Raw genomic sequence first — 20,562 nt, forward strand, 5'->3', positions numbered from 1 at the left:
GAGATCTAGACGTTGACAAGTTACGGCGGCGGCCGCATGCTGGGCCATGAATCTAGGCATTGACAAGTTGACGGGAGGTCGGGGGACATGACCGACGAGCTGGGGCGGGTACGTCAGATGTGGCACCTGCTGGAGCCGCTGCACGCCGTCTTCTACTACGCGCCGCAGGTGACCGAGGAGGCCGCCGCCGTCGGTTACGCCACGGACGAGCGCTGGCCCGCCTACTTCGCGTGGCGTGCGGCGCCGCTGGGGGCGGTGGGCGCGGACCGCGTGACGGCCGTGTTCCACAGCTTCAGCCCGGCCATGGTCGCCCGGTACGTCCCGGCCGGGTGGGAGGTGGCGAAGCCGCGGGAGGTGCTCGCGGCGCGTACGAGGGCGGTCGGCCGGGCGTACCGGACGCTGTTCGGGGACCGGGTGGAGGGCGCGGACTTCGCCGAGGCCGCCACCCTGGCGCGCCGGGCCGCAGAGGCGGCGGACGTCACGGGCCGGCCGCTCGCCGGGGCCAACGCCGCCCTGCCCTGGCCGGAGGAACCCCATCTGGTGCTGTGGCAGGCCGCCACGGTGCTGCGGGAGCACCGGGGCGACGGGCACGTCGCGGCACTGGTCGCGGAGGGGCTGGACCCGGTGGAGTCACTGGTGTCGTTCGCGGCGATCGGCGCGGCCCCGCCCGGGGTGTTCGCGAGCCGGGGCTGGAGCGCTGTCGAGTGGGAGGCGGGCCGGGCGCGGCTGGCCGTCCGGGGGCTGGTGGCGGCGGACGGCTCCGCCACCGAGGCCGGGCGGGCGCTGCGGGCGCGGGTGGAGCGGCGCACGGACGAAGCCGCGGCTGGGCCCTGGGCGGCACTCGGGGCGGAAGGGCGGGAGCGGCTGGTGGAGTTGCTCGGCCCGCTGTGGCTGGAGGCGATCGGTTCCGGGCTTCTGCCGTCCGAGACGACGCTGGGCATCGGGAAGGTGTGAGCGGGCGTGCGCCGCGGTCGGAGGGTCGGGCGAGGAGGGCGAGCAGCCGGGTCCGGGGGTGCCCAGCAGCAGGCGGGCACCCCCTACGGCCGGCCGCCTGGCCCGGCAGGTCCGGTGTGAGCCGATATGCCGACCGGGGCAGGTGTGCGGCGGCGGTGGTCCAGGTCGTTAGGCTGGTCGCCCGTGACGCCTTCCTCCTCGGTACGCCGCCGGCCTCGTCCGCTCCCGTTTCTTACGCTCACCCTGGCAGGGGTGCTCGCACTGGCCGGATGCGAGGCGCTGAGCGACCGCCCCGCTCCGTCGGGGACGCGGACGCCCGCCGCCGGTACGGCACTTCAGGCGGTGGAGACGCTCACCGTGAAGGGCCGGGCGCCGAGGACGGGGTACGACCGGGACGAGTTCGGATCCGCGTGGGCGGACACCGACCGCAACGGGTGCGGAACCCGGGACGACATGTTGGCGGACCAGCTGTCCGGTGTCGCGCGTGACGCCGACGGCTGCAAGGTGCTCAGCGGCGTCCTCGACCCCGATCCGTACACGGGGGGCCGCATCGCGTTCGAACGCGGGCGCAGCAAGGTGGACATAGACCACCTCGTGGCGCTGTCCGACGCGTGGCAGAAGGGCGCCCAGCAGTGGAGCGACGGCAAACGGCGGGCTTTCGCCAACGATCCGCTCAATCTGGTGGCGGCCGACTCGTCCACCAACCGCCGCAAGGGCGACGGGGACACCGCGACCTGGCTGCCGCCCAACAAGGCGTACCGCTGCACGTATGTGGCGGGGCAGGTGTCGGTGAAGAGCAAGTACGGGCTGTGGGTGACCGAGGCCGAGCGGGACGCCATGCGGAAGGTGCTGTCCTCCTGTCCCGCCGAGAAGCTGCCCACGGGCGGCAGCCCGACCGAGGCGCCGGAGCGCTGAGGGCGCCCGCGCCGCCGTTGTGAATACTGGGCCCATGTGGAGATGGCGGCTGACGGCCGCGGGGATGAATCTGCTGCTCGGGGTGCCGGGCGTCGTGCCGGTCTGGCTGTTCTGGTACTACCTGTCGAACGGGCCGCTCGCGGACGCCGGATGGACCGCTCGTGAGCCGACGGAGAACGACGGGATGACGCTGTGGCTGGTGATCGTCGTGCCCGTGGCGGCGGTCTTCGGGATCATCTGGTGGCTCGCCAACGACTGGGTGGGGCGCCGTACTTCGCTGTCGCCGGGCGCGTACTGGACGGCTTGTGCGCTGCTCACCCTCGTGCCGACCGGGGTGCTCGTCGCCGGCTCGGTGTGAGCCCGGAGGTGTGTGGGCCGGGGCTCGGGCGCTGCCTGTCCCTGGCCGCATGGACCTGAAGATCACCACGCTTGCCGAGCGCGTCGAGCCGGCCGTCTGGGTGCGGCACCGGACGGGCTGAGGCCACAGGGCCGGCCTGCCCGCAGGAGGTGGCCGGCCCCGAAGGTGCCGCGGGGACGGGGCTTCGCGCCCGTCAGAGCTTCAGCTCCCACTGGCTCGCGTCCCACTCGAAGCCGGGGCCGACCTCGACGGTGAGGTTCTTGGCGTCGGCCGGGGCGTCGAAGGCGTACTTCGCCGTGATCTTCTTGCCCGGCAGGACGGTGCCGCTGAAGCCCTCGCCGACCTTGCCGTCGAAGATCTGCTCGGCGTTCACACCGTCCTCGCCGGCGCGGGCGTCGACGCTGACGAGTGCCGCGTCGAACTTCTCCTTGCCCTTGTTCTCGATGACGACCGAGACCGTGTAGGCGCTGTTGCCCTTGGTGTGGCCGATCGCGAACTCGTCGGCGGTGTACGGGGCCGGTGCGTTCACGGTGATCTCCAGGCCGTCGTCGTACGCCGCGGAGTCCCCCTGCCGCAGGGTGTCGTCCTTGCCCTCGGTGCCACCGTCCGTCGCCCCGTCATCGGCCGCCCCTCCGCCCGCGGCCGGCTTCGCGGACGCCGAACTCTCCTCGACCGCGTTGTTGATGTCGGTCACCACGTCGTCCACGGCCTTGAAGGTCAGGACCGCTCCGACGACCGACAGGATCAGCGAGACGAGGCCGAGGACCGCGCCGAACGTCGTCACGCCCTTGTTGGTGGCCTCTCCGCGCTTGGCGCGGCCCCGCCCCGCGAGGCCCAGGACGAGTGCGATCAGACCGAGGATCCCCGCGAGCCAGAAGAAGAACGGGATCAGCCCCGAGACCGTCCCGATGATGCCGAGCACGAGGGCGGCGGTGCCCAGGCCGTTGCGGGCGGGGTGCGTGCCCGGCGTCTGTGCGGGGGCGTACGGCTGCTGGGGGTGCTGCGGCTGCGTGTACTGGGACATGGCTGTGCCCTTCCGATGGACATACGGGGACTGTGAGCGGAGCGATGCGCCGCAGCGGTGTGCGACGGGTCAATAAGACCATTGAGTGTGAACCGAGTCAACAAGATAATTGGTGTGAACTGCTGACTCGGCGGTATCGGTATGCTCACCCACACACAGCAGGGACACCGACGTGCGCGGAACGGGAGACAGGCCAGTGCCGGATAACTCGACCGAGGTGACCGCGGCCGGAATCGCCAGACTCGCGGGCGTGGGCCGCGCCGCCGTCAGCAACTGGCGCCGGCGGCACGCCGGTTTCCCGAAGCCCGTCGGAGGCACCGAGGCCAGCCCCTCCTTCGCGCTGAGTGAGGTCGAACAGTGGCTGCGCGACCAGGGCAAGCTCGCCGAGGTGCCGCTGCGCGAGCGGGTCTGGCAGCAGTTGACGGGCCACCCCGACGGCGCCGTCACCGCGCTCGTCCACACGGGGTGCGCCCTCCTGCTCGTCCGGGACAGACCCACCGCCTGGCTGGAGATCACCGCGGTCTCCGACGCGCGGATGGCCGGTGTGCTGCCGGGCGCGCTGGACCACGTGCTCGCCGACCGCTTCGGAGCGCAACGGGCGGTCCCCACACCCACCGCGTCCGCGCTCCTCCCGTCCGTCCCCCTGCTGCGCGCCGCGGCCGAACTGGCGGCGGAGACCGGCGCCCGGCAGGCCTTCGACTTCCTCTTCGGACGCCAGCTGGACGCCAACCCGCGGCAGTACACCCTCACGCCCCCCGACCTCGCCGAGCTGATGGCCGACCTCGCGACACCGGCAGGGGACGCCGCCCGGCGCAGCGGCGGTAAGGGCTCCCGTACGGTCCTCGACCCCGCCGCCGGAACCGGCGCACTCCTGTGTGCCGTCGGCCGGCCCACGGCGCTCCACGCGCAGGAGGCCGATCCCGACCTGGCGGCGCTCACCGCGCTCCGGCTCGCCCTGCACGCGGGGGACAAGGCCGCCGGACCCGCGCTCGCCGTCCGGACCGGCGACACCCTGCGCACCGACGCGTTCCCCGGCCTCGCGGTGGACGCGGTCCTCTGCCACCCCCCGTTCAACGAGCGCAACTGGGGCCACGACGACCTGGCCTACGACCCCCGCTGGGAGTACGGCCTCCCCGCCCGCACCGAGTCCGAACTCGCCTGGGTCCAGCACGCCCTCGCCCATCTCCGCGAGGGCGGCACCGCCGTGGTGCTCATGCCCCCGGCCGCCGCCTCCCGCCGTTCGGGGCGCCGCATCCGCGCCGACCTGCTCCGCCGCGGAGCCCTCCGCGCCGTCATCGCGCTCCCGGCGGGCGCCGCGCCCCCGTACGGCATCCCCCTCCACGTCTGGGTCCTCCGCAAGCCGGGCACCGAACAGCCCCCCGCCCCCGAACTCCTCGTCGTCGACGCGGCGGAACCCGAGCCCGCCGGTGCGCCGTCCGGCCGGGACCGGCTGGACTGGCCCGCGGTGCGCGCCGCCGTGCTCGACGCCTGGACCCCCTTCGACGTGCCGGGGCGCCGGGAGCCGGTCGAGGAACACCCCGGCACCAGCCGGGCCGTCCCCGTCATCGAACTCCTCGACGACGACGTGGACCTGGCCCCCGCCCGCCATCTCCCGCCGCCGGCCGCCGGCGGCGGCGCGGCGGAACTCGTGCGCGTACGGGAACGCCTGGACGACACCCTGAAGCTGGCCGCCCGGCTCACCCCACCGCCCGCCGCCCCCTGCGAACCGGCCCGGCGGCCCCTCGTCACCGTCGGCGAACTGGCCCGCGCGGGCGCCCTGCACCTGCGCACCGGCACCGGAGCCGCCGGCGGCACGGTCCCGGTCCTCACCGAACACGACGTACTCTCCGGGGCGGCACCCAGCGGTACCCCCGCCACACCGGCCGCGTCCCCGGAGGACCAGCCGCTCCTGCTGGAACCCGGAGACGTCGTCGTGCCCGTACTCGGCGGAGGAGCGGTCGCCCGGGTCGTCGACGAAGCCACCGCCGGAGCCGCCCTCGGCCGCAACCTCCAGCTCCTGCGGCCCGATCCGGCCGCCCTGGACCCCTGGTTCCTCGCCGGCTTCCTCCGCGGCACCGCCAACAACCGGCAGGCCAGCAGCTACGCCTCCACCGCCACCCGGCTCGACGCCCGCCGTCTCCAGGTGCCGCGCCTGCCGCTGGCCGAACAGCGCGCGTACGGCGAACAGTTCAGCGCCCTCGCCGCGTTCGAGGACGCACTGCGCACGGCGGGCCGGCTCGGCGGACAGCTGGTGCAAGGGATGTACGACGGACTCACGGACGGCACGATCGCCCCGGAGTGACGTGAACCACAACGGTTGCGCACAACCAGGGACGGGTTGTCCGTGTCGGTGTATACGCTCACTGCACACGTCCGACCCACGCCCTCCGGGAGCAGCACATGCACGGCTACGGCTATCCGCCGGAGCAGCAGCCGAAGCGTTCTCCGTCCTCGGTCACGCTCGTCACGCTGCGCGTGGTCTTCGTGGCGCTGGCGCTGCTGAGCTGTGGACTCCTCGCCTGGGCGGCCATGCTCCGGCTGGCGGTCGTCACCCGCAAGCAGCGCGACTGGTGGCTGTTCGGCCTCGTGCTGGCGCTGAACGCCGGACTCATCGTGTACCTCGGTTCCTTGCCGACGGAGGAAGAGGTGATGACGGACGGACAGGCCCTCCTCACCCTGTCCTGGATGCTGGTGGTCTTCGTCGGCACCGTCACCTACTACCTGTACACGGACATACGGCACTTCGGCCCGTACGGCGGCCCGCCGGCCGGCCCGCACCCGCTGTCCCACCCCGGCCCGTACGCCGTCCCGTACGGCACGCCGCACCCGGGAGCGTCCTCGTTCCCGCCCGCCGGGTCCGGACCGCGGCAGGCACCGCCCTCCCCGGCCTACGGCTACCCGCCCGCCCCACGGCAGAGCCCCGCACCGCCCCCGCCCGCCGCACCGTCCGACACCCCGAGGCCCGCCGCCCCCCAGCGCCTCGACCAGGTGCGCGCCGAGCTCGACGAGCTGAGCGACTACCTCCGCAAGGAGGGCGACAGCCGGTGAACGGGCGTGTCATCGCGGGCCGTTACCAGCTGGCGACCATTCTCGGCCAAGGCGGCATGGGCCAGGTCTGGACGGCGTACGACCAGCGCCTCGACCGCAGGGTCGCGGTGAAGCTGCTGCGCCCCGACCGGGTGGCCGGACCCGCCGGCAGCGAGGCCGCCGACGATCTGCGCCGCAGGTTCGTCCGGGAGTGCCGGGTCACCGCACAGGTCGACCACCCCGGTCTGGTGACCGTCCATGACGCGGGCAGCGACGGCGAGGACCTCTTCCTCGTCATGCAGTACGTCGAGGGCGCCGACCTCGCCGACCACCTCGCCGAGCACGACCCCTACCCCTGGCCCTGGGCCGTGGCGATCGCCGCCCAGCTGTGCGCGGTGCTCTCCGCGGTGCACGCCGTGCCGATCGTCCACCGCGACCTCAAGCCCCGCAACGCGATGGTGAAGCCCGACGGCACGCTCACGGTGCTCGACCTGGGCATCGCCTCCGTCATGGACACCGACACCACCCGGCTGACGCACACGGGCTCACCGATCGGCTCCCCGGCCTACATGGCCCCCGAGCAGGCGATGGGCGGCGCCGTCGGTCCGTACACCGACCTCTACGCCCTCGGCGTGCTCCTGCACGAACTCATCGGCGGAGACGTGCCGTTCGCCGGCTCCACCGCCCTCGGTGTCCTGCACCGCCATCTCTACGAGCCCCCGCTCCCGGTCAGGCACATCCGGCCCGAGGTCCCCGAGGCGCTCGAAGCACTCGTCCTGCGGCTGCTCGCCAAGGACCCGCAGGACCGCCCTGGTTCCGCCCAGGAGGTCTACGAGTCCCTGCGGCCCCTGCTGCCCGCCGGCGGCACACCGGCCGGGCCCCTCGACCCGACCCGCCCCTTCCTCCGTCCGCACGCCCCCTGGCCCGACCGGGCCGCCGCCCCCGCGACGGTGCCCGCCCCCGACCGGCAGGCACCCGCCCCGCCCCGGACGCCGCCGGCCAGGCCCGACGTGGCGCAAGCCGTCGACGACGTGAAACGGCTGCTCGGGGAGGGCCGCATCACCCAGGCCGTCGACATCCTCGGGGGGATCCTGCCGGCCGCCGCCCTGGAGCACGGCGAACACTCACCGGTCGTCCGGATCCTGCGCAAGCAGTACGCGGCGACGCTGATGGACGACGGCCAGTACCGCCGCGCCCTCCCGGAGCTCCGCCGCCTCGCCGACGACCGCGCGGCGGAGGCGGGCCCCTCCGACCCCCAGGCCCTGCAGTTCCGTTACGACGCCGCGCAGTGCCTGGAGCAGCTCGGCGAGGCGGCCGCCGCGCTCGCCGAGTACCGCGCCGTCCTCCCCTCCTACGAGAACGGCTACATGACGTCCTCCGGCCCCGGCCGGGCCTTCGACATCCGCCACCGGATCGGCCACCTCCTGCTCGGCATGGGCGATCACACGGCGGGCCGCGCCCAGCTGCAAGCCCTGCTGTACGACACCGAGCGCGCCTACGGACCGCACCACCCGCTCCCCACGGAGCTCCGCCGGCAACTGACCCACCACCAGGACGTACGCGGCTCCAGGTGAGGCGGCGGGCGCCGGAAGAGGCCGGCCGGAAGGGATTTCGTCCGTGACCCCACACTGACCGGTCCGGAAATCGTTGGTCGAAGCAGTGGCCCGAATCACGTCCACTGCCTAACATCGATCACCGCAAGGCTTTGTGCACTGATGCACAAACTCTCCCCGGGAGGCTCCTTTGCACCGCCGACGTCGCACCGCGCTCACCCTCACCGCCGCAACGCTCGTCGCGGCGCCGCTCCTGACCGCCTGTGGCAGTGAGGCCCATCCCGGTGCCGCGGCCGTGGTCGGCGGCGACCGGATCGACGTGGCCACGGTCCAGGCGCAGGCGGCCGACGTGCGCACCGCGCAGCAGGACTCCGAACGGTCCGAGGAGCTGGTGACGAAGTCGGGGCAGCTGACCCGGGTCAAGCTCTCCGGCCTGATCTTCGGGCGGGTCCTGGACCGCGCCGCGAAGGACGCCGGGGTGAGCGTCAGCCGTAAGGAGATCCAGCAGATCCGCAGCGCCGCGGCCGCGCAGTCCGGCGGGGACGAGGGGGTGCGGACACTGATGCTGGAGCAGCGCTGGGTGGCGCCCGGCCAGATCGAGTCGAGTCTGCGCCAGGAGGTCCAGCTCCAGAAGCTGGCCCAGTCGCTGGGAGCCGACCTGCAGAACCCCACCGGGGTGCAGGCGGTCGGCGAGAGCCTCACCGAGGCGTCGAAGGCGCTGCGGATCGACGTCAACCCGCGCTACGGCAGCTGGGACAACCAGAAGGTCCAGCTCAGCACCTACAAGGCCCCGTGGATCAACCAGGTCACACCGGTCCAGGGCCAGGAGCCCGAGGCAGGCGCCTGACCCGCCGGAGGTAGGTTCGGGGCGTGAACGCTGAAGATCCCGGACGTATCGTCCTGCTCACCGCCAGCCACCGGGTCGCCCCCGGTCTGCTGTCCTGGCCCGCCTGGCAGACGCTGCACGCGGCGGACCGCGTGCTGTGCGCCGAGTCCGGCCATCCGCAGCTGCCGTATCTGCGGGAGGCGGGCGTGGCCGTGGAACACACCGCCCCCTCGGCCGAGGAGCTGGTGGACGACTGCGCGGGCGGCCGGACCGTGGTGGTGCTGGTGGGTGGCGAGGGGAACCAGCCGCTCACCGACGGCCTCGCCCGGCTCGGCGGTTCGGGCCGGGTACAGATGCCGGACCTGGAGCTGCTGCCCGGTTCGTACGACCTGCCCGGCGCTCGGCTCCTGGACCTGGTCCAGGTCATGGACCGGATCCGGCGCGAATGCCCGTGGACCTCGCGGAAGACGCACGAGGGCCTCGCGAAGTACGCCATCGAGGAGGCGTACGAACTGGTCGAGGCCATCGAGGACGGCGACCGCGAGGAGCTGCGCGAGGAGCTCGGCGACGTACTGCTCCAGGTCGTCTTCCACGCCCGGATCGCGCAGGAGGACCCGGAGGAGCCGTTCGGCGTCGACGACGTCGCGGCCACGATCGTCGAGAAGCTGATCCACCGTCATCCGCATGTGTTCGGCGACGAGACCGCCGAGACCCCGGAGGACGTCCACGCGCACTGGCTCCGTACGAAGGCGATCGAGAAGCAGCGCGAGTCGGTCACCGACGGGGTGCCGCTCGGCCAGCCCGGTCTGGCGCTGGCCGCCAAGCTCGGCAGCAGGGCCCGCGCGGCGGGCCTCGACGCCGCGCTCCCCGAGGGCGACGGGATCGGCTACCGGCTGCTCGCCCTCGCCGTGCGCGCCGAACAGGAGGGCACCGACCCGGAGGCCGCCCTGCGGGCCGCCGCCCGCGCCTACCGGGACGCGATCCGAGCGGCGGAGGGCCTCGGGACGCCGGGGGCCGCTCCGGATAGCGTCGAGGAGTGAACGACAGCCCCGACACGCCCTCCGCGCCCGACGCAGCACCCGAACTCTTCACCTGGGAGTTCGCCACCGACCCGTACCCCGCCTACGCCTGGCTCCGCGAGCACAGCCCCGTGCACCGCACGAAGCTGCCCAGCGGTGTCGAGGCCTGGCTGGTGACCCGCTACGCCGACGCCCGGCAGGCGCTCGCCGACACCCGGCTCTCCAAGAACCCCGCACACCACGCGGGCTCCGCGAACGCCAAGGGCAAGACGGGCATCCCCGGGGAGCGCAAGGCGGAGCTGATGACGCACCTGCTCAACATCGACCCCCCGGACCACACCCGGCTGCGCCGGCTCGTGTCCAAGGCGTTCACTCCGCGCCGGGTCGCGGAGTTCGCGCCGCGCGTGCAGGAACTGACGGACCGCCTCATCGACACCTTCGTCGAGGAGGGACAGGCGGACCTCATCCATGACTTCGCGTTCCCTCTGCCGATCTACGCGATCTGTGACCTGCTGGGCGTGCCCCGGGAGGACCAGGACGACTTCCGCGACTGGGCGGGCATGATGATCAGGCACGGCGGCGGTCCGCGCGGCGGGGTGGCCAGGTCGGTCAAGAAGATGCGCGGCTATCTCGCCGAACTCATCCACCGCAAGAGGGAGGATCCCGGCGACGACCTGATCTCAGGACTGATCCGGGCGAGCGACCACGGCGAGCACCTCAGCGAGAACGAGGCCGCGGCGATGGCGTTCATCCTCTTGTTCGCCGGCTTCGAGACGACCGTGAACCTCATCGGCAACGGCACGTACGCCCTGTTGCGCAACCCGTCCCAGCGCGAGCGCCTGGAGCGTTCGCTGGCCGCCGGGGAGACGGACCTGCTCGCCACGGGCATCGAGGAGCTGCTGCGCTACGACGGCCCGGTGGAGCTCGCGACATGGCGTTACGCCACCGAACCCGTGGCGCTGGGAGGGCAGGAGATCGCGGCGGGGGACCCGGTGCTCGTCGTGCTGGCCGCCGCCGACCGGGACCCGGAGCGGTTCCAGGATGCGGACAGTCTGGATCTCGCGCGCAGTGACAATCAGCACCTCGGATACGGGCACGGCATCCACTACTGCCTGGGGGCGCCGCTGGCCCGGCTGGAGGGGCAGGTGGCGTTGGCGACACTGCTGAGGCGCCTTCCCGACCTGCGGCTTGCCGCGGAACCTGCCGATTTGCGCTGGCGCGGCGGGCTGATCATGCGCGGACTGCGCACACTTCCGGTCGAGTTCGATCCAGGGCGTCCGGCCGAAAAAGGTGACAGCCTGTCAACTCTGTGACTTTCACGTGATCTCCGCTGCATCGACTTGTGACACACGTTCGAGTAGGGCTAGGTTCACCGTTCGACTCACCCGTCACATGTCAGTCACACGGAAGGCAATCCCATGGGCTCCGCGACCGGCAGACACCGTCGCCCTCGCCAGGCACCCGCCATCGTCGTCGCCGCAGGCGTCACCGGATCGGCCATTGCCATCCCGCTGCTCAGCGCGGGCGGCGCTCAGGCCGCTGACGCGTCGACCTGGGACCGGGTCGCCGAGTGCGAGAGCGGCGGCATGTGGAGTGCCGACCTCGGCAACGGCCACTACGGCGGCCTGCAGCTCTCCGAGGACACCTGGTCGGCCTACGGCGGCACGGCGTACGCGCCGCGTGCCGACCTCGCCAGCCGCTCGCAGCAGATCGCGGTCGCGGAGAAGGTGCTGGACGACAAGGGGCCGCAGGCGTGGGCCAGCTGCTCGGTGATCTCCGGGCTCTCCCTGGACGAGGGGCTGCCCGGCGTCGACCCGGGCGGTGAGGAGTCCGCCGAGCCCTCCGCCGAGCCCACGGACTCCGCGACGCCGGCCGAGACGCCTTCCTCCGAGGCGACGGACCCGGCGGACGGCTCGGACGACGCCGCCGGCCCGGACGACTCCGAGGCGAAGGGCGAGGCGGCCCGCGACACGTCCGACGGCGCGGCGGGCAAGGGTGACAAGGGCGACGCGACGCCGCCCGCCAGTCCGTCCCCCGAGGCATCCGAAGCGTCCGGCGCCACGGAGGACGACGGGGCGAAGGGTGGCAAGCACCGCGGCACGCCGGCCCCCGAGGCGAGCACCGAGCCGCGCGAGGGCGACGGGCGCGAGTCCGGCCGCCACGCCTCGCGCGGTGAATCCGACGCGCGTCAGGGCGCGGAGGGGCCGTACACCGTGCGCGAGGGCGACAGCCTCTGGGCGATCGCCGACGCGCAGGAGCTCCCCGGCGGTTGGACGTCGCTCTACGCGGCCAACAAGGACGAGCTGGGCTCCGACCCGGATCTGATCCTCCCCGGCCAGACCCTCGACCTCGGGCAGGAAGCCCGGGGCGGCGAGGCGGAGACCGCCGCCGCCAACTGATCAAAAGCGTGAAAACACCCCGAAAGCGGGGGTAGTTCAGAGGCCTATGTCCACTTATGCGTAAGTGAGACATGGGTCTCTTTGCTTCAACTGGCGCGCCCGGTCCGTCCACTCCGTCCATATTGGCTCCGACCTGCGAAAACGGCCCTCACCATCGAGCCGTTACGGGCTGATTAGCCGTTATGTCCATCTTTGAATGTGGGGGTTGCGTGTGTTTACGGTCGGAGCCGCTCGCACCGCGGGCACCTTCGACCGTCACGCCGAATCCTGCCGTCGGCCGAAGGGGACCGACGCGTAAAGCGCCGTAGGCAGGAGCGGGGGACCCAGGTAAGCGCCGGACCCGGCCGTCGGAAGACGGGCGGAGGCCCGGCTAGGGGTGAAGTCGTCCGGGAGTGAGGACGGCCGGGCAACTCACAGGCCCGAACCCGACAGCTCACCTCGTAGGCGTCGGTGAGGAGAACCATGCTGCTTTCCAGCAAGGGCAAGCACCGTCGCCCGTCCAAGGCCGTCCGTGTCGCGACCCTGGCCGGTGTCGCCGGTGCCGCCGTCGCCGTACCGCTGATGGGCGCGACCGGCGCCTCCGCCGCCTCCGTCGACACCTGGGACGCCGTCGCCCAGTGCGAGTCGGGTGGCAACTGGTCCATCAACACCGGCAACGGCTACTACGGCGGCCTGCAGTTCTCGCAGTCCAGCTGGGCCGCCGCCGGCGGCACCCAGTACGCCTCCCGCGCCGACCTGGCCACCAAGGGCCAGCAGATAGCCGCGGCCGAGAAGCTCCTCGACCTCCAGGGCCCGGGTGCCTGGGCCTGTGCCGGCGCCGGCGGCCTGACGAACGACGGAGTGGACCCGGGCGTCGACACCGGCTCCGGCTCCGAGAAGAACGGCGACACGGCCCCGCAGGCCGCGCCGGAGCGCAAGGCCGAGCAGCCCACCACGCGCAGCGAGAAGCGTGAGGCCCCGGCCAAGACCGTCACCACCCCGACCGGCGAGAAGGTCGAGAAGGGTGACGGCGAGTACAAGGTGAAGTCCGGCGACACCCTCAGCAAGATCGCCGACGCCGAGAAGGTCAAGGGCGGCTGGCAGAAGCTGTTCGAGCTGAACGACGACATCGTCGACCAGGCCGACCTGATCTTCCCGGGTCAGCAGCTCCACCTGAAGTAGCCGGCGTCCGAGTGGCCGGCCCCCTGAAGCGGTTGGGCACTCGAGGTGGTCGTGATGAACCGGGGTCTTCCTCCTGCCCCGGAGTCCGGCCCGGCGCGCAGACCCCCCGCGCGCCGGGCCGGGGCTGTGTCCGGACCCCTGACGGGGCGCCGGCGCGGGCTCGCCGTAAGGGTGAGTGTTCAACTGTTGTGGTTACTCGTCAGTAGAATTCTGGAGCTTTGCCCGGAATGCAGGCCCTTGGGTCCTTTTTCGTCCCAGGGGACGGGCGGACGGCCGACGGAGCGCGCCGAGCCGGTTAGGCTCGTGGCGCAAGGCCACAGTGACCCTGCACAACCAGTGTCAGATCCCAGAAGGAGATGCCTCGTGCCGTCCATCGACGTCGTCGTAGCCAGGGAAATCCTCGACTCCCGGGGCAACCCCACGGTCGAGGTCGAGGTTGGCCTCGACGACGGCAGCACGGGACGTGCTGCTGTTCCGTCCGGCGCCTCCACCGGTGCGTTCGAGGCCATCGAGCTTCGCGACGGTGACCCCAACCGCTACCAGGGCAAGGGCGTCGAGAAGGCCGTCCTCGCCGTGATCGAGCAGATCGGCCCGGAGCTCGTCGGTTACGACGCCACCGAGCAGCGCCTCATCGACCAGGCGATGTTCGACCTGGACGCGACCGAGAACAAGGGCTCCCTCGGCGCCAACGCCATCCTCGGTGTCTCGCTGGCCGTGGCGCACGCCGCGTCCGAGGCCTCCGACCTCCCGCTGTTCCGCTACCTCGGCGGCCCGAACGCGCACCTGCTGCCCGTTCCGATGATGAACATCCTGAACGGCGGCTCGCACGCCGACTCCAACGTGGACATCCAGGAGTTCATGATCGCGCCGATCGGCGCCGAGTCCTTCTCCGAGGCCCTGCGCTGGGGCGCGGAGATCTACCACACGCTGAAGAAGGTCCTGAAGACCAAGGGCCTGTCCACCGGTCTCGGTGACGAGGGCGGCTTCGCCCCCAACCTCGAGTCCAACCGCGCCGCCCTCGACCTCATCCTGGAGGCCGTCAAGGAGGCCGGTTACGTCCCGGGACGCGACATCGCGCTCGCGCTCGACGTCGCCGCGTCGGAGTTCTACAAGGACGGCGTGTACGAGTTCGAGGGCAAGTCCCGCTCGGCCGCCGAGATGACCGAGTACTACGAGGAGCTCGTCTCCGCGTACCCGCTGGTCTCCATCGAGGACCCGCTGTACGAGGACGACTGGGCGGGCTGGAAGGTCATCACCGACAAGCTCGGCTCCAAGGTGCAGATCGTCGGTGACGACCTGTTCGTCACGAACCCCGAGCGCCTCGCCCGCGGCATCGAGGAGGGCTCGGCCAACGCCCTGCTCGTCAAGGTCAACCAGATCGGTTCGCTGACCGAGACCCTGGACGCCGTCGAGCTGGCCCAGCGCAACGGCTTCAAGTGCATGATGTCCCACCGCTCCGGTGAGACCGAGGACGTCACCATCGCCGACCTCGCCGTCGCCGTGAACTGCGGCCAGATCAAGACCGGTGCCCCGGCCCGCTCGGACCGCGTCGCCAAGTACAACCAGCTGCTGCGCATCGAGGAGATCCTCGACGACGCCGCGGTGTACGCCGGTCGTTCGGCGTTCCCGCGGTTCCGCTTCGAGGGCTGACAGCCCGAGTCCGGGGCACCAGCCTCCGTCCGTCCCCGCATCCGGTCCCGTACCGTGTGCGGGGACGGACGTGCGTAACGGGGAGGCGTGAGACATGGCCGGGAAGGACCGCGACCGGTTCTCCACCGCGACCAGGCTGCGGCTGCTCGGTGAGCAGACGGCGGCCCGCGTCTACCGGTCCCAGAACCGCCGCCAGGCCCGCCGCTCCAGGCTCACCGGGCGGGCCGCGTTCCTGGCGCTGATCGTCTGCTCCCTGGTGGTCGCCCTCGCGTATCCCATGCGGCAGTACATCTCCCAGCGCGACCAGATCGCCGATCAGGAGAGGCTCTCGCGGGAGGCGCGCGAGCGGACCGAGGAGCTGCGTGACGAGAAGGCGCGGCTCAAGGACGACGCGTACATCCGCCGTCTCGCACGCCAGCACCTGCACTACGTGCTGCCCGGCGAGACCGGTTATACGGTGGTCGACCCGGACGCGGCCGAGGTGCGCCGGGGGGAGCCGGGGGCGACGGGGCGGCCCTGGCACTCGAACCTCTGGGACGGCGTCGACAGCGCGGACCGCGAATGAGCGCCGGCCTCTCCCCGTGTACGTACCGATTCATACAGTCCGACCGATGACATTCAAGGCAGGCATGGACACGCCCCCTCCGCAGACCGAATCCACCACGCCCACCGATGTGGACATCGCCGCGTTCGAGCTCCAGCTCGGCCGGCCGCCGCGCGGGCTGCGCGCCATCGCGCACCGCTGCCCCTGCGGCAACCCGGACGTGGTCGAGACGCAGCCCCGTCTGGAGGACGGCACGCCGTTCCCGACGACGTATTACCTGACCTGTCCGCGTGCCGCGTCGGCGATCGGCACGCTGGAGGCCAACGGGGTCATGAAGGAGATGACCGAGCGGCTGACGACGGATCCGGAGCTGGCCGCCGCCTACCGGGCCGCGCACGAGGACTACATCGCGCGCCGTGACGCCATCGAGGTCCTGGAGGGCTTCCCGAGCGCGGGCGGCATGCCGGACCGGGTGAAGTGCCTGCACGTCCTGGTCGGCCACTCGCTGGCGGCGGGCCCCGGGGTCAACCCCTTGGGCGACGAGGCGATCGCGATGCTGCCGGAGTGGTGGGCGAAGGGGCCGTGCGTCACGCCGTGCGGCTCCGAAGACGCCGGACCCGACGTTTCCTGATGCGCCGCTTCCTGATCCTCCGCGGTACACGTACGACCACAGGAGCCCCATGACCCGCGTTGCCGCCATCGACTGCGGTACCAACTCCATCCGGCTGCTCGTCGCCGACGTGGACCCCGCCACCGGAGAGTTCACCGAGCTCGACCGCCGGATGAGGATCGTCCGGCTCGGCCAGGGCGTCGACCGGACCGGCCGGCTGGCTCCCGAGGCGCTGGAGCGCACCTTCGACGCCTGCCGCGAGTACGCGGCCGTGGTCAAGGAGCTCGGTGCCGAGCGGATCCGGTTCGTCGCCACGTCGGCCTCCCGCGACGCGGAGAACAGTGACACGTTCGTCCGCGGCGTCCGGGACGTCCTGGGGGTCGAGCCGGAGGTCGTCACGGGGGACGAGGAGGCGCAGCTCTCCTTCGACGGCGCCACCAAGGAGCTGGTGGGCGGCGACCACCTGGAGAAGCCCTATCTCGTCGTGGACATCGGCGGTGGCTCCACCGAGTTCGTGGTCGGGGACGACCGTGTCCGCGCGGCCCGGTCCGTGGACATCGGCTGCGTACGCATGACCGAGCGTCACCTGGTGCTGGACGGGGCGGTGGTGGACCCGCCCACGCCCGAGGCGATCGCCGCGATCCGCGCGGACGTCGGCGCCGCCCTGGACCTGGCGGAGGAGACCGTGCCGGTCTCCTCGGCCGCGACGCTGGTCGGCCTCGCGGGGACGGTCACCACCGTCGCAGCCATGGCGCTCGGGCTCGAGGAGTACGACTCGGAGGCGATCCACCATTCCCGGCTCTCGCTCGCGCAGGTCCGGGAGATCACCGCGCGGCTGCTCGCCTCGACGCACGAGGAGCGTGCGGCGATCCCCGCGATACACCCGGGCCGGGTCGATGTGATCGCCTCGGGGGCGCTCGTCCTGCTCGCGGTGATGGAGCGGGCCGGCGCGCGGGAGGTCGTCGTCAGCGAGCACGACATCCTCGACGGGATCGCCTGGTCGGCGGCCTGATCACAGTCGGGACGCCGGCGCGGTGAGGCGATGCTCAAACGCTTTCCGGCCTGCACCTTTGAGCTCGCGCAGCCCTCTCCGGTCCCGTTCGGAGGGGGCTTTCGCGAGGCGCCCCGACAAACTTCGTGAACTTCTTCACAAGGAATTCGGCCCTACCGGGCGAAGTTCTGCTCCCGGAGGGCGGCACGGGCCGCCCGGAGGCCCGTACGGGTGTGCTGCGGCAGCGTTTCGGGGGTGTGGCGACGGGGTGTCCCCGGGGGGTGGTTCACCGTGCCGGAGGGCTCAAGGGCCAGCTCACAGGTGGTGAACAACGTTCGCCGGAACGTCGTGGTTCCCCATCCGCACCATGACCTGGGTCACGTGGGCGGCGAAGTGTAGCAGAGGGTGGCGCATACCTTGTGAAGGGGCTCACGAGCATGCCCCCCGAGAGGGGTGGATACTCGATGGCATGAGCACCACGGAGCGTCCCAGGATCCTCGTTGTAGGCGGTGGGTACGTAGGCCTGTACGCAGCTCGTCGCATTCTGAAGAAGATGCGGTATGGAGAGGCGACCGTCACGGTCGTCGACCCGCGCTCGTACATGACGTACCAGCCCTTCCTCCCCGAAGCTGCTGCCGGCAGCATCTCGCCTCGGCATGTCGTCGTCCCGCTGCGACGCGTGCTGCCGAAGGCAGAGGTTCTCACCGGCCGTGTCACGACCATCGATCAGGACCGCAAGGTCGCCACGGTCGCGCCGCTCGTCGGCGAGGCCTACGAGCTGCCCTTCGACTACCTGGTCATCGCGATGGGCGCGGTCTCCCGCACCTTCCCGATCCCCGGCCTCGCCGAGCAGGGCATCGGCATGAAGGGCATCGAGGAGTCCATCGGTCTGCGCAACCACGTCCTCGAGCAGCTGGACAAGGCCGACTCGACGACCGATGAGGACGTCCGCCGCAAGGCGCTGACGTTCGTCTTCGTGGGCGGCGGCTTCGCCGGTGCGGAGACCATCGGCGAGGTCGAGGACATGGCGCGCGACGCGGCGAAGTACTACACGAGCGTGAAGCGCGAGGACATGCGCTTCATCCTGGTCGACGCCGCCGACAAGATCCTTCCCGAGGTCGGCCCGAAGCTGGGCGCCTACGGCAAGGAGCACCTGGAGAGCCGTGGCGTCGAGGTCTACCTCTCGACCTCCATGGACTCCTGCGTCGACGGTCACGTGGTGCTGAAGAACGGCCTCGAGGTCGACTCCAGCACGATCGTGTGGACGGCCGGCGTGAAGCCGAACCCGGCGCTGGCCCGCTTCGGTCTGCCGCTCGGCCCGCGTGGTCACGTGGACACCTCCGAGAAGCTCCAGGTGCAGGGCACCGACTACATCTGGGCCGCGGGCGACAACGCCCAGGTGCCGGACATGGTCGGCCGCCGCGCCGGCAACCCGAACGCCTGGTGCCCGCCGAACGCCCAGCACGCGCTGCGCCAGGCGAAGGTCCTCGGCGACAACGTCATCTCCGGCATGCGGGGCTTCCCGCAGAAGGAGTACAGCCACGCCAACAAGGGTGCGGTCGCCGGTCTCGGCCTGCACAAGGGCGTCGCGATGATCGTCATGGGCAAGGTGAAGATCAAGGTCAAGGGCCGTCTCGCCTGGTACATGCACCGCGGTTACCACGGCATGGCCATGCCGACCTGGAACCGTAAGATCCGGATCTTCGCGGACTGGACGCTTGCGATGTTCCTGAAGCGCGAGGTCGTCTCGCTCGGCGCCATGGAGACTCCGCGCGAGGAGTTCTACGAGGCCGCCAAGCCGAGCCCGGCTCCCGTCGCGGCCAAGGCCGACGGCGACAAGAGCACGACCGGCGAAAAGGCCAAGGCCTCCTAGCGCCTGTACGGAACCGAAGGGGTCGTCCGCCATCCGTGGTGCGGGCGGCCCCTCCGGCGTTCCCGGGCCGGCTGTCCGTGGTGCGGGCGGCCCCTCCGGTGTCCTCCGGCCCTCCGCAAACTAGATGGTGAGTGCAGCTATTTTGCCGTTCCATTGCCCGGCAATGGGATGGCGCGGCCGAGGGATGACGTTGACGCTGGTGTACCTCGCCGCGGCCCCGAGGTGTCGCGGCCAGGTTCGGGTGCGTATATGCGAATTTAGGCACGTTCGGAAACACCACCACGGAGGTGTGCACCATGGCCGACGCCGCATCGCGGCTGACCGCTCTTGCCGAAGAGTTGCTGGGAGAGCCCCTGCCTGTCCGGATCCGGGCCTGGGACGGCAGCGAAGCCGGGCCGCCGGGTGCCCCCGCCCTGGTCCTGCGTCACCGCCGCGCCCTGCGCCGACTGCTCTGGAAGCCGGGCGAGTTGGGACTCGCCCGCGCCTGGGTGGCCGGCGAGATCGACGTCGACGGCGACCTCTACGCGACCCTGGACGCCCTGGCCTCGCTGCTCTGGGAAAGGGGCGCCGACGCGAAGGACTCCGTCCACCCGGTCCGCGACCCCAGGGTCCGGGCCTTCGCACTCGGCCTCGTCCAGCTGGCGGGCCCCTGGCCGCCGCCGCCCCCGCCCGTCGAGGAGGTCCGCCGCCGCACCGGGCCGCTGCATACCAAGCGCCGGGACAAGGAAGCCATCAGCCACCACTACGACGTGGGCAACGACTTCTACGCGATGGTCCTCGGCCCCTCCATGGTCTACTCCTGCGCCTACTGGCAGGAGGGCTCCACCCTGGAGGACGCCCAGCGCGACAAGCTCGACCTCGTCTGCCGCAAGCTGGCGCTCAAGGAGGACGACCGTCTTCTCGACGTCGGCTGCGGCTGGGGCTCCATGGCCATCCACGCCGCCCGTGAGTACGGGGCCCGCGTCACCGGAGTGACGCTCTCCACCGAACAGGCCGCCTTCGCCCGCAAGCGCATCGCCGAGGAGGGCCTGACCGACCGGATCGAGATCCGGGTCCAGGACTACCGGGACGTCAGGGACGGCCCCTACGACGCCATCTCCTCGATCGGCATGGCCGAGCATGTGGGCTCGGTCCGCTTCCGTGAGTACGCCGACGACCTCTACGCACTCCTCAGGCCCGGCGGCCGGCTGCTCAACCACCAGATCGCCCGCCGCCCCGAGAAGGACGAGTCGGCCTACCGCATCGACGAGTTCATCGACTCCTACGTCTTCCCCGACGGGGAGCTCGCCCCGGTGGGCCGCACCGTCGCCACCCTGGAGGAGGCCGGCTTCGAGGCCCGGGACGTCGAGGCGATCCGGGAGCACTACGCGATGACCCTGCGTCAGTGGGTGGCCAACCTGGAGAAGCACTGGAAGGAGGCCGTGCAGGCGACCTCGCCCGGACGGGCCAGGGTGTGGCGGCTCTACATGGCCGCCTCGGCTCTCTCCTTCGAGCACAACAAGATCGGCGTCAACCAGATCCTCGCGGTCCGGCCGCGGGACGGCGGCGGTTCGGCCATGCCGCTGCGTGCCCGGGACTGGACGGCGTCGGCGAACGCCTGACCCGGGAACGCGGAAGGGCCGGTACCCCCAGCTGCGGGTACCGGCCCTTCCACGTAC

Annotated in this window: 18 protein-coding genes and 1 riboswitch; of the genes, 17 read left to right on the forward strand and 1 reads right to left on the reverse strand. The window is 71.7% G+C overall.

What is annotated here, in order from left to right; translation table 11 throughout:
- Positions 1-87 precede the first annotated feature (87 nt).
- From ACZ32T_RS27690 to ACZ32T_RS27700, 3 genes are all read left to right on the forward strand, one after another.
- The gene (locus ACZ32T_RS27690; protein WP_467369595.1) at positions 88-954 is read left to right on the forward strand and encodes an SCO6745 family protein; all 867 of its coding nucleotides are present in this window, start codon (positions 88-90) and stop codon (positions 952-954) included.
- Between the two features lie 183 nt (positions 955-1,137).
- Positions 1,138-1,869 (forward strand): HNH endonuclease family protein, encoded by a 732-nt coding sequence (locus ACZ32T_RS27695; protein ID WP_467369597.1) that lies wholly within the window; start codon positions 1,138-1,140, stop codon positions 1,867-1,869.
- A 34-nt stretch (positions 1,870-1,903) separates the two neighbouring features.
- Entirely contained in the window at positions 1,904-2,227 is a 324-nt protein-coding gene (locus tag ACZ32T_RS27700) for a hypothetical protein (protein ID WP_467369599.1), read from the forward strand.
- A gap of 193 nt (positions 2,228-2,420) precedes the next feature.
- Here ACZ32T_RS27700 and ACZ32T_RS27705 read toward each other — a convergent pair whose 3' ends face one another.
- Positions 2,421-3,251 carry a DUF4190 domain-containing protein gene (locus ACZ32T_RS27705; RefSeq protein ID WP_467268426.1) on the reverse strand — a complete coding sequence of 277 codons (831 nt, stop codon included), beginning with the start codon at positions 3,249-3,251 and terminating at the stop codon, positions 2,421-2,423.
- 196 nt (positions 3,252-3,447) lie between these two features.
- Here ACZ32T_RS27705 and ACZ32T_RS27710 point away from each other — a divergent pair, with 196 nt between their 5' ends.
- The 14 genes from ACZ32T_RS27710 to ACZ32T_RS27775 all read left to right on the forward strand — a co-directional run bounded on the left by ACZ32T_RS27710 (position 3,448) and on the right by ACZ32T_RS27775 (position 20,505).
- On the forward strand, positions 3,448-5,553 hold the full coding sequence (locus ACZ32T_RS27710; RefSeq protein ID WP_467369602.1) for an N-6 DNA methylase: 2,106 nt from the start codon (positions 3,448-3,450) through the stop codon (positions 5,551-5,553).
- Between the two features lie 98 nt (positions 5,554-5,651).
- Positions 5,652-6,299 (forward strand): hypothetical protein, encoded by a 648-nt coding sequence (locus tag ACZ32T_RS27715; RefSeq protein ID WP_467369604.1) that lies wholly within the window; start codon positions 5,652-5,654, stop codon positions 6,297-6,299.
- The gene (locus tag ACZ32T_RS27720) at positions 6,296-7,852 is read left to right on the forward strand and encodes a serine/threonine-protein kinase (RefSeq protein WP_467268420.1); all 1,557 of its coding nucleotides are present in this window, start codon (positions 6,296-6,298) and stop codon (positions 7,850-7,852) included. Before ACZ32T_RS27715 ends, ACZ32T_RS27720 begins: the two co-directional genes overlap by 4 nt.
- Before the next feature lie 169 nt (positions 7,853-8,021).
- A complete protein-coding gene (locus ACZ32T_RS27725) occupies positions 8,022-8,678 on the forward strand; it encodes a SurA N-terminal domain-containing protein (protein WP_467268418.1) in 657 nt (218 codons plus the stop codon).
- 23 nt (positions 8,679-8,701) lie between these two features.
- The gene (locus ACZ32T_RS27730) at positions 8,702-9,697 is read left to right on the forward strand and encodes a nucleoside triphosphate pyrophosphohydrolase (RefSeq protein ID WP_467268416.1); all 996 of its coding nucleotides are present in this window, start codon (positions 8,702-8,704) and stop codon (positions 9,695-9,697) included.
- Entirely contained in the window at positions 9,694-10,989 is a 1,296-nt protein-coding gene (locus ACZ32T_RS27735) for a cytochrome P450 family protein (RefSeq protein WP_467369606.1), read from the forward strand. The genes ACZ32T_RS27730 and ACZ32T_RS27735 overlap by 4 nt, the downstream gene beginning before the upstream one ends.
- Before the next feature lie 105 nt (positions 10,990-11,094).
- Positions 11,095-12,075: a transglycosylase family protein gene (locus tag ACZ32T_RS27740; RefSeq protein ID WP_467369608.1), complete on the forward strand. Its 981-nt coding sequence runs from the start codon at positions 11,095-11,097 to the stop codon at positions 12,073-12,075.
- A gap of 290 nt (positions 12,076-12,365) precedes the next feature.
- Positions 12,366-12,537: riboswitch (cyclic di-AMP (ydaO/yuaA leader) on the forward strand.
- A complete protein-coding gene (locus ACZ32T_RS27745) occupies positions 12,538-13,236 on the forward strand; it encodes a transglycosylase family protein (RefSeq protein ID WP_467369610.1) in 699 nt (232 codons plus the stop codon).
- A gap of 363 nt (positions 13,237-13,599) precedes the next feature.
- The gene (gene eno, locus ACZ32T_RS27750) at positions 13,600-14,886 is read left to right on the forward strand and encodes a phosphopyruvate hydratase (RefSeq protein ID WP_014155837.1); all 1,287 of its coding nucleotides are present in this window, start codon (positions 13,600-13,602) and stop codon (positions 14,884-14,886) included.
- 94 nt (positions 14,887-14,980) lie between these two features.
- The gene (locus ACZ32T_RS27755; protein ID WP_356709607.1) at positions 14,981-15,451 is read left to right on the forward strand and encodes an FtsB family cell division protein; all 471 of its coding nucleotides are present in this window, start codon (positions 14,981-14,983) and stop codon (positions 15,449-15,451) included.
- 64 nt (positions 15,452-15,515) lie between these two features.
- Positions 15,516-16,061 (forward strand): DUF501 domain-containing protein, encoded by a 546-nt coding sequence (locus ACZ32T_RS27760; RefSeq protein ID WP_467369686.1) that lies wholly within the window; start codon positions 15,516-15,518, stop codon positions 16,059-16,061.
- Between the two features lie 49 nt (positions 16,062-16,110).
- Entirely contained in the window at positions 16,111-17,052 is a 942-nt protein-coding gene (locus ACZ32T_RS27765; RefSeq protein WP_467369613.1) for a Ppx/GppA phosphatase family protein, read from the forward strand.
- A gap of 448 nt (positions 17,053-17,500) precedes the next feature.
- Positions 17,501-18,904 carry an NAD(P)/FAD-dependent oxidoreductase gene (locus ACZ32T_RS27770; RefSeq protein WP_356709603.1) on the forward strand — a complete coding sequence of 468 codons (1,404 nt, stop codon included), beginning with the start codon at positions 17,501-17,503 and terminating at the stop codon, positions 18,902-18,904.
- A gap of 296 nt (positions 18,905-19,200) precedes the next feature.
- Complete coding sequence (locus ACZ32T_RS27775; protein ID WP_467273335.1) at positions 19,201-20,505, forward strand: class I SAM-dependent methyltransferase; 1,305 nt, start codon at positions 19,201-19,203, stop codon at positions 20,503-20,505.
- Positions 20,506-20,562: the final 57 nt, after the last annotated feature.

The organism is Streptomyces sp. NPDC023573, from assembly GCF_055559735.1.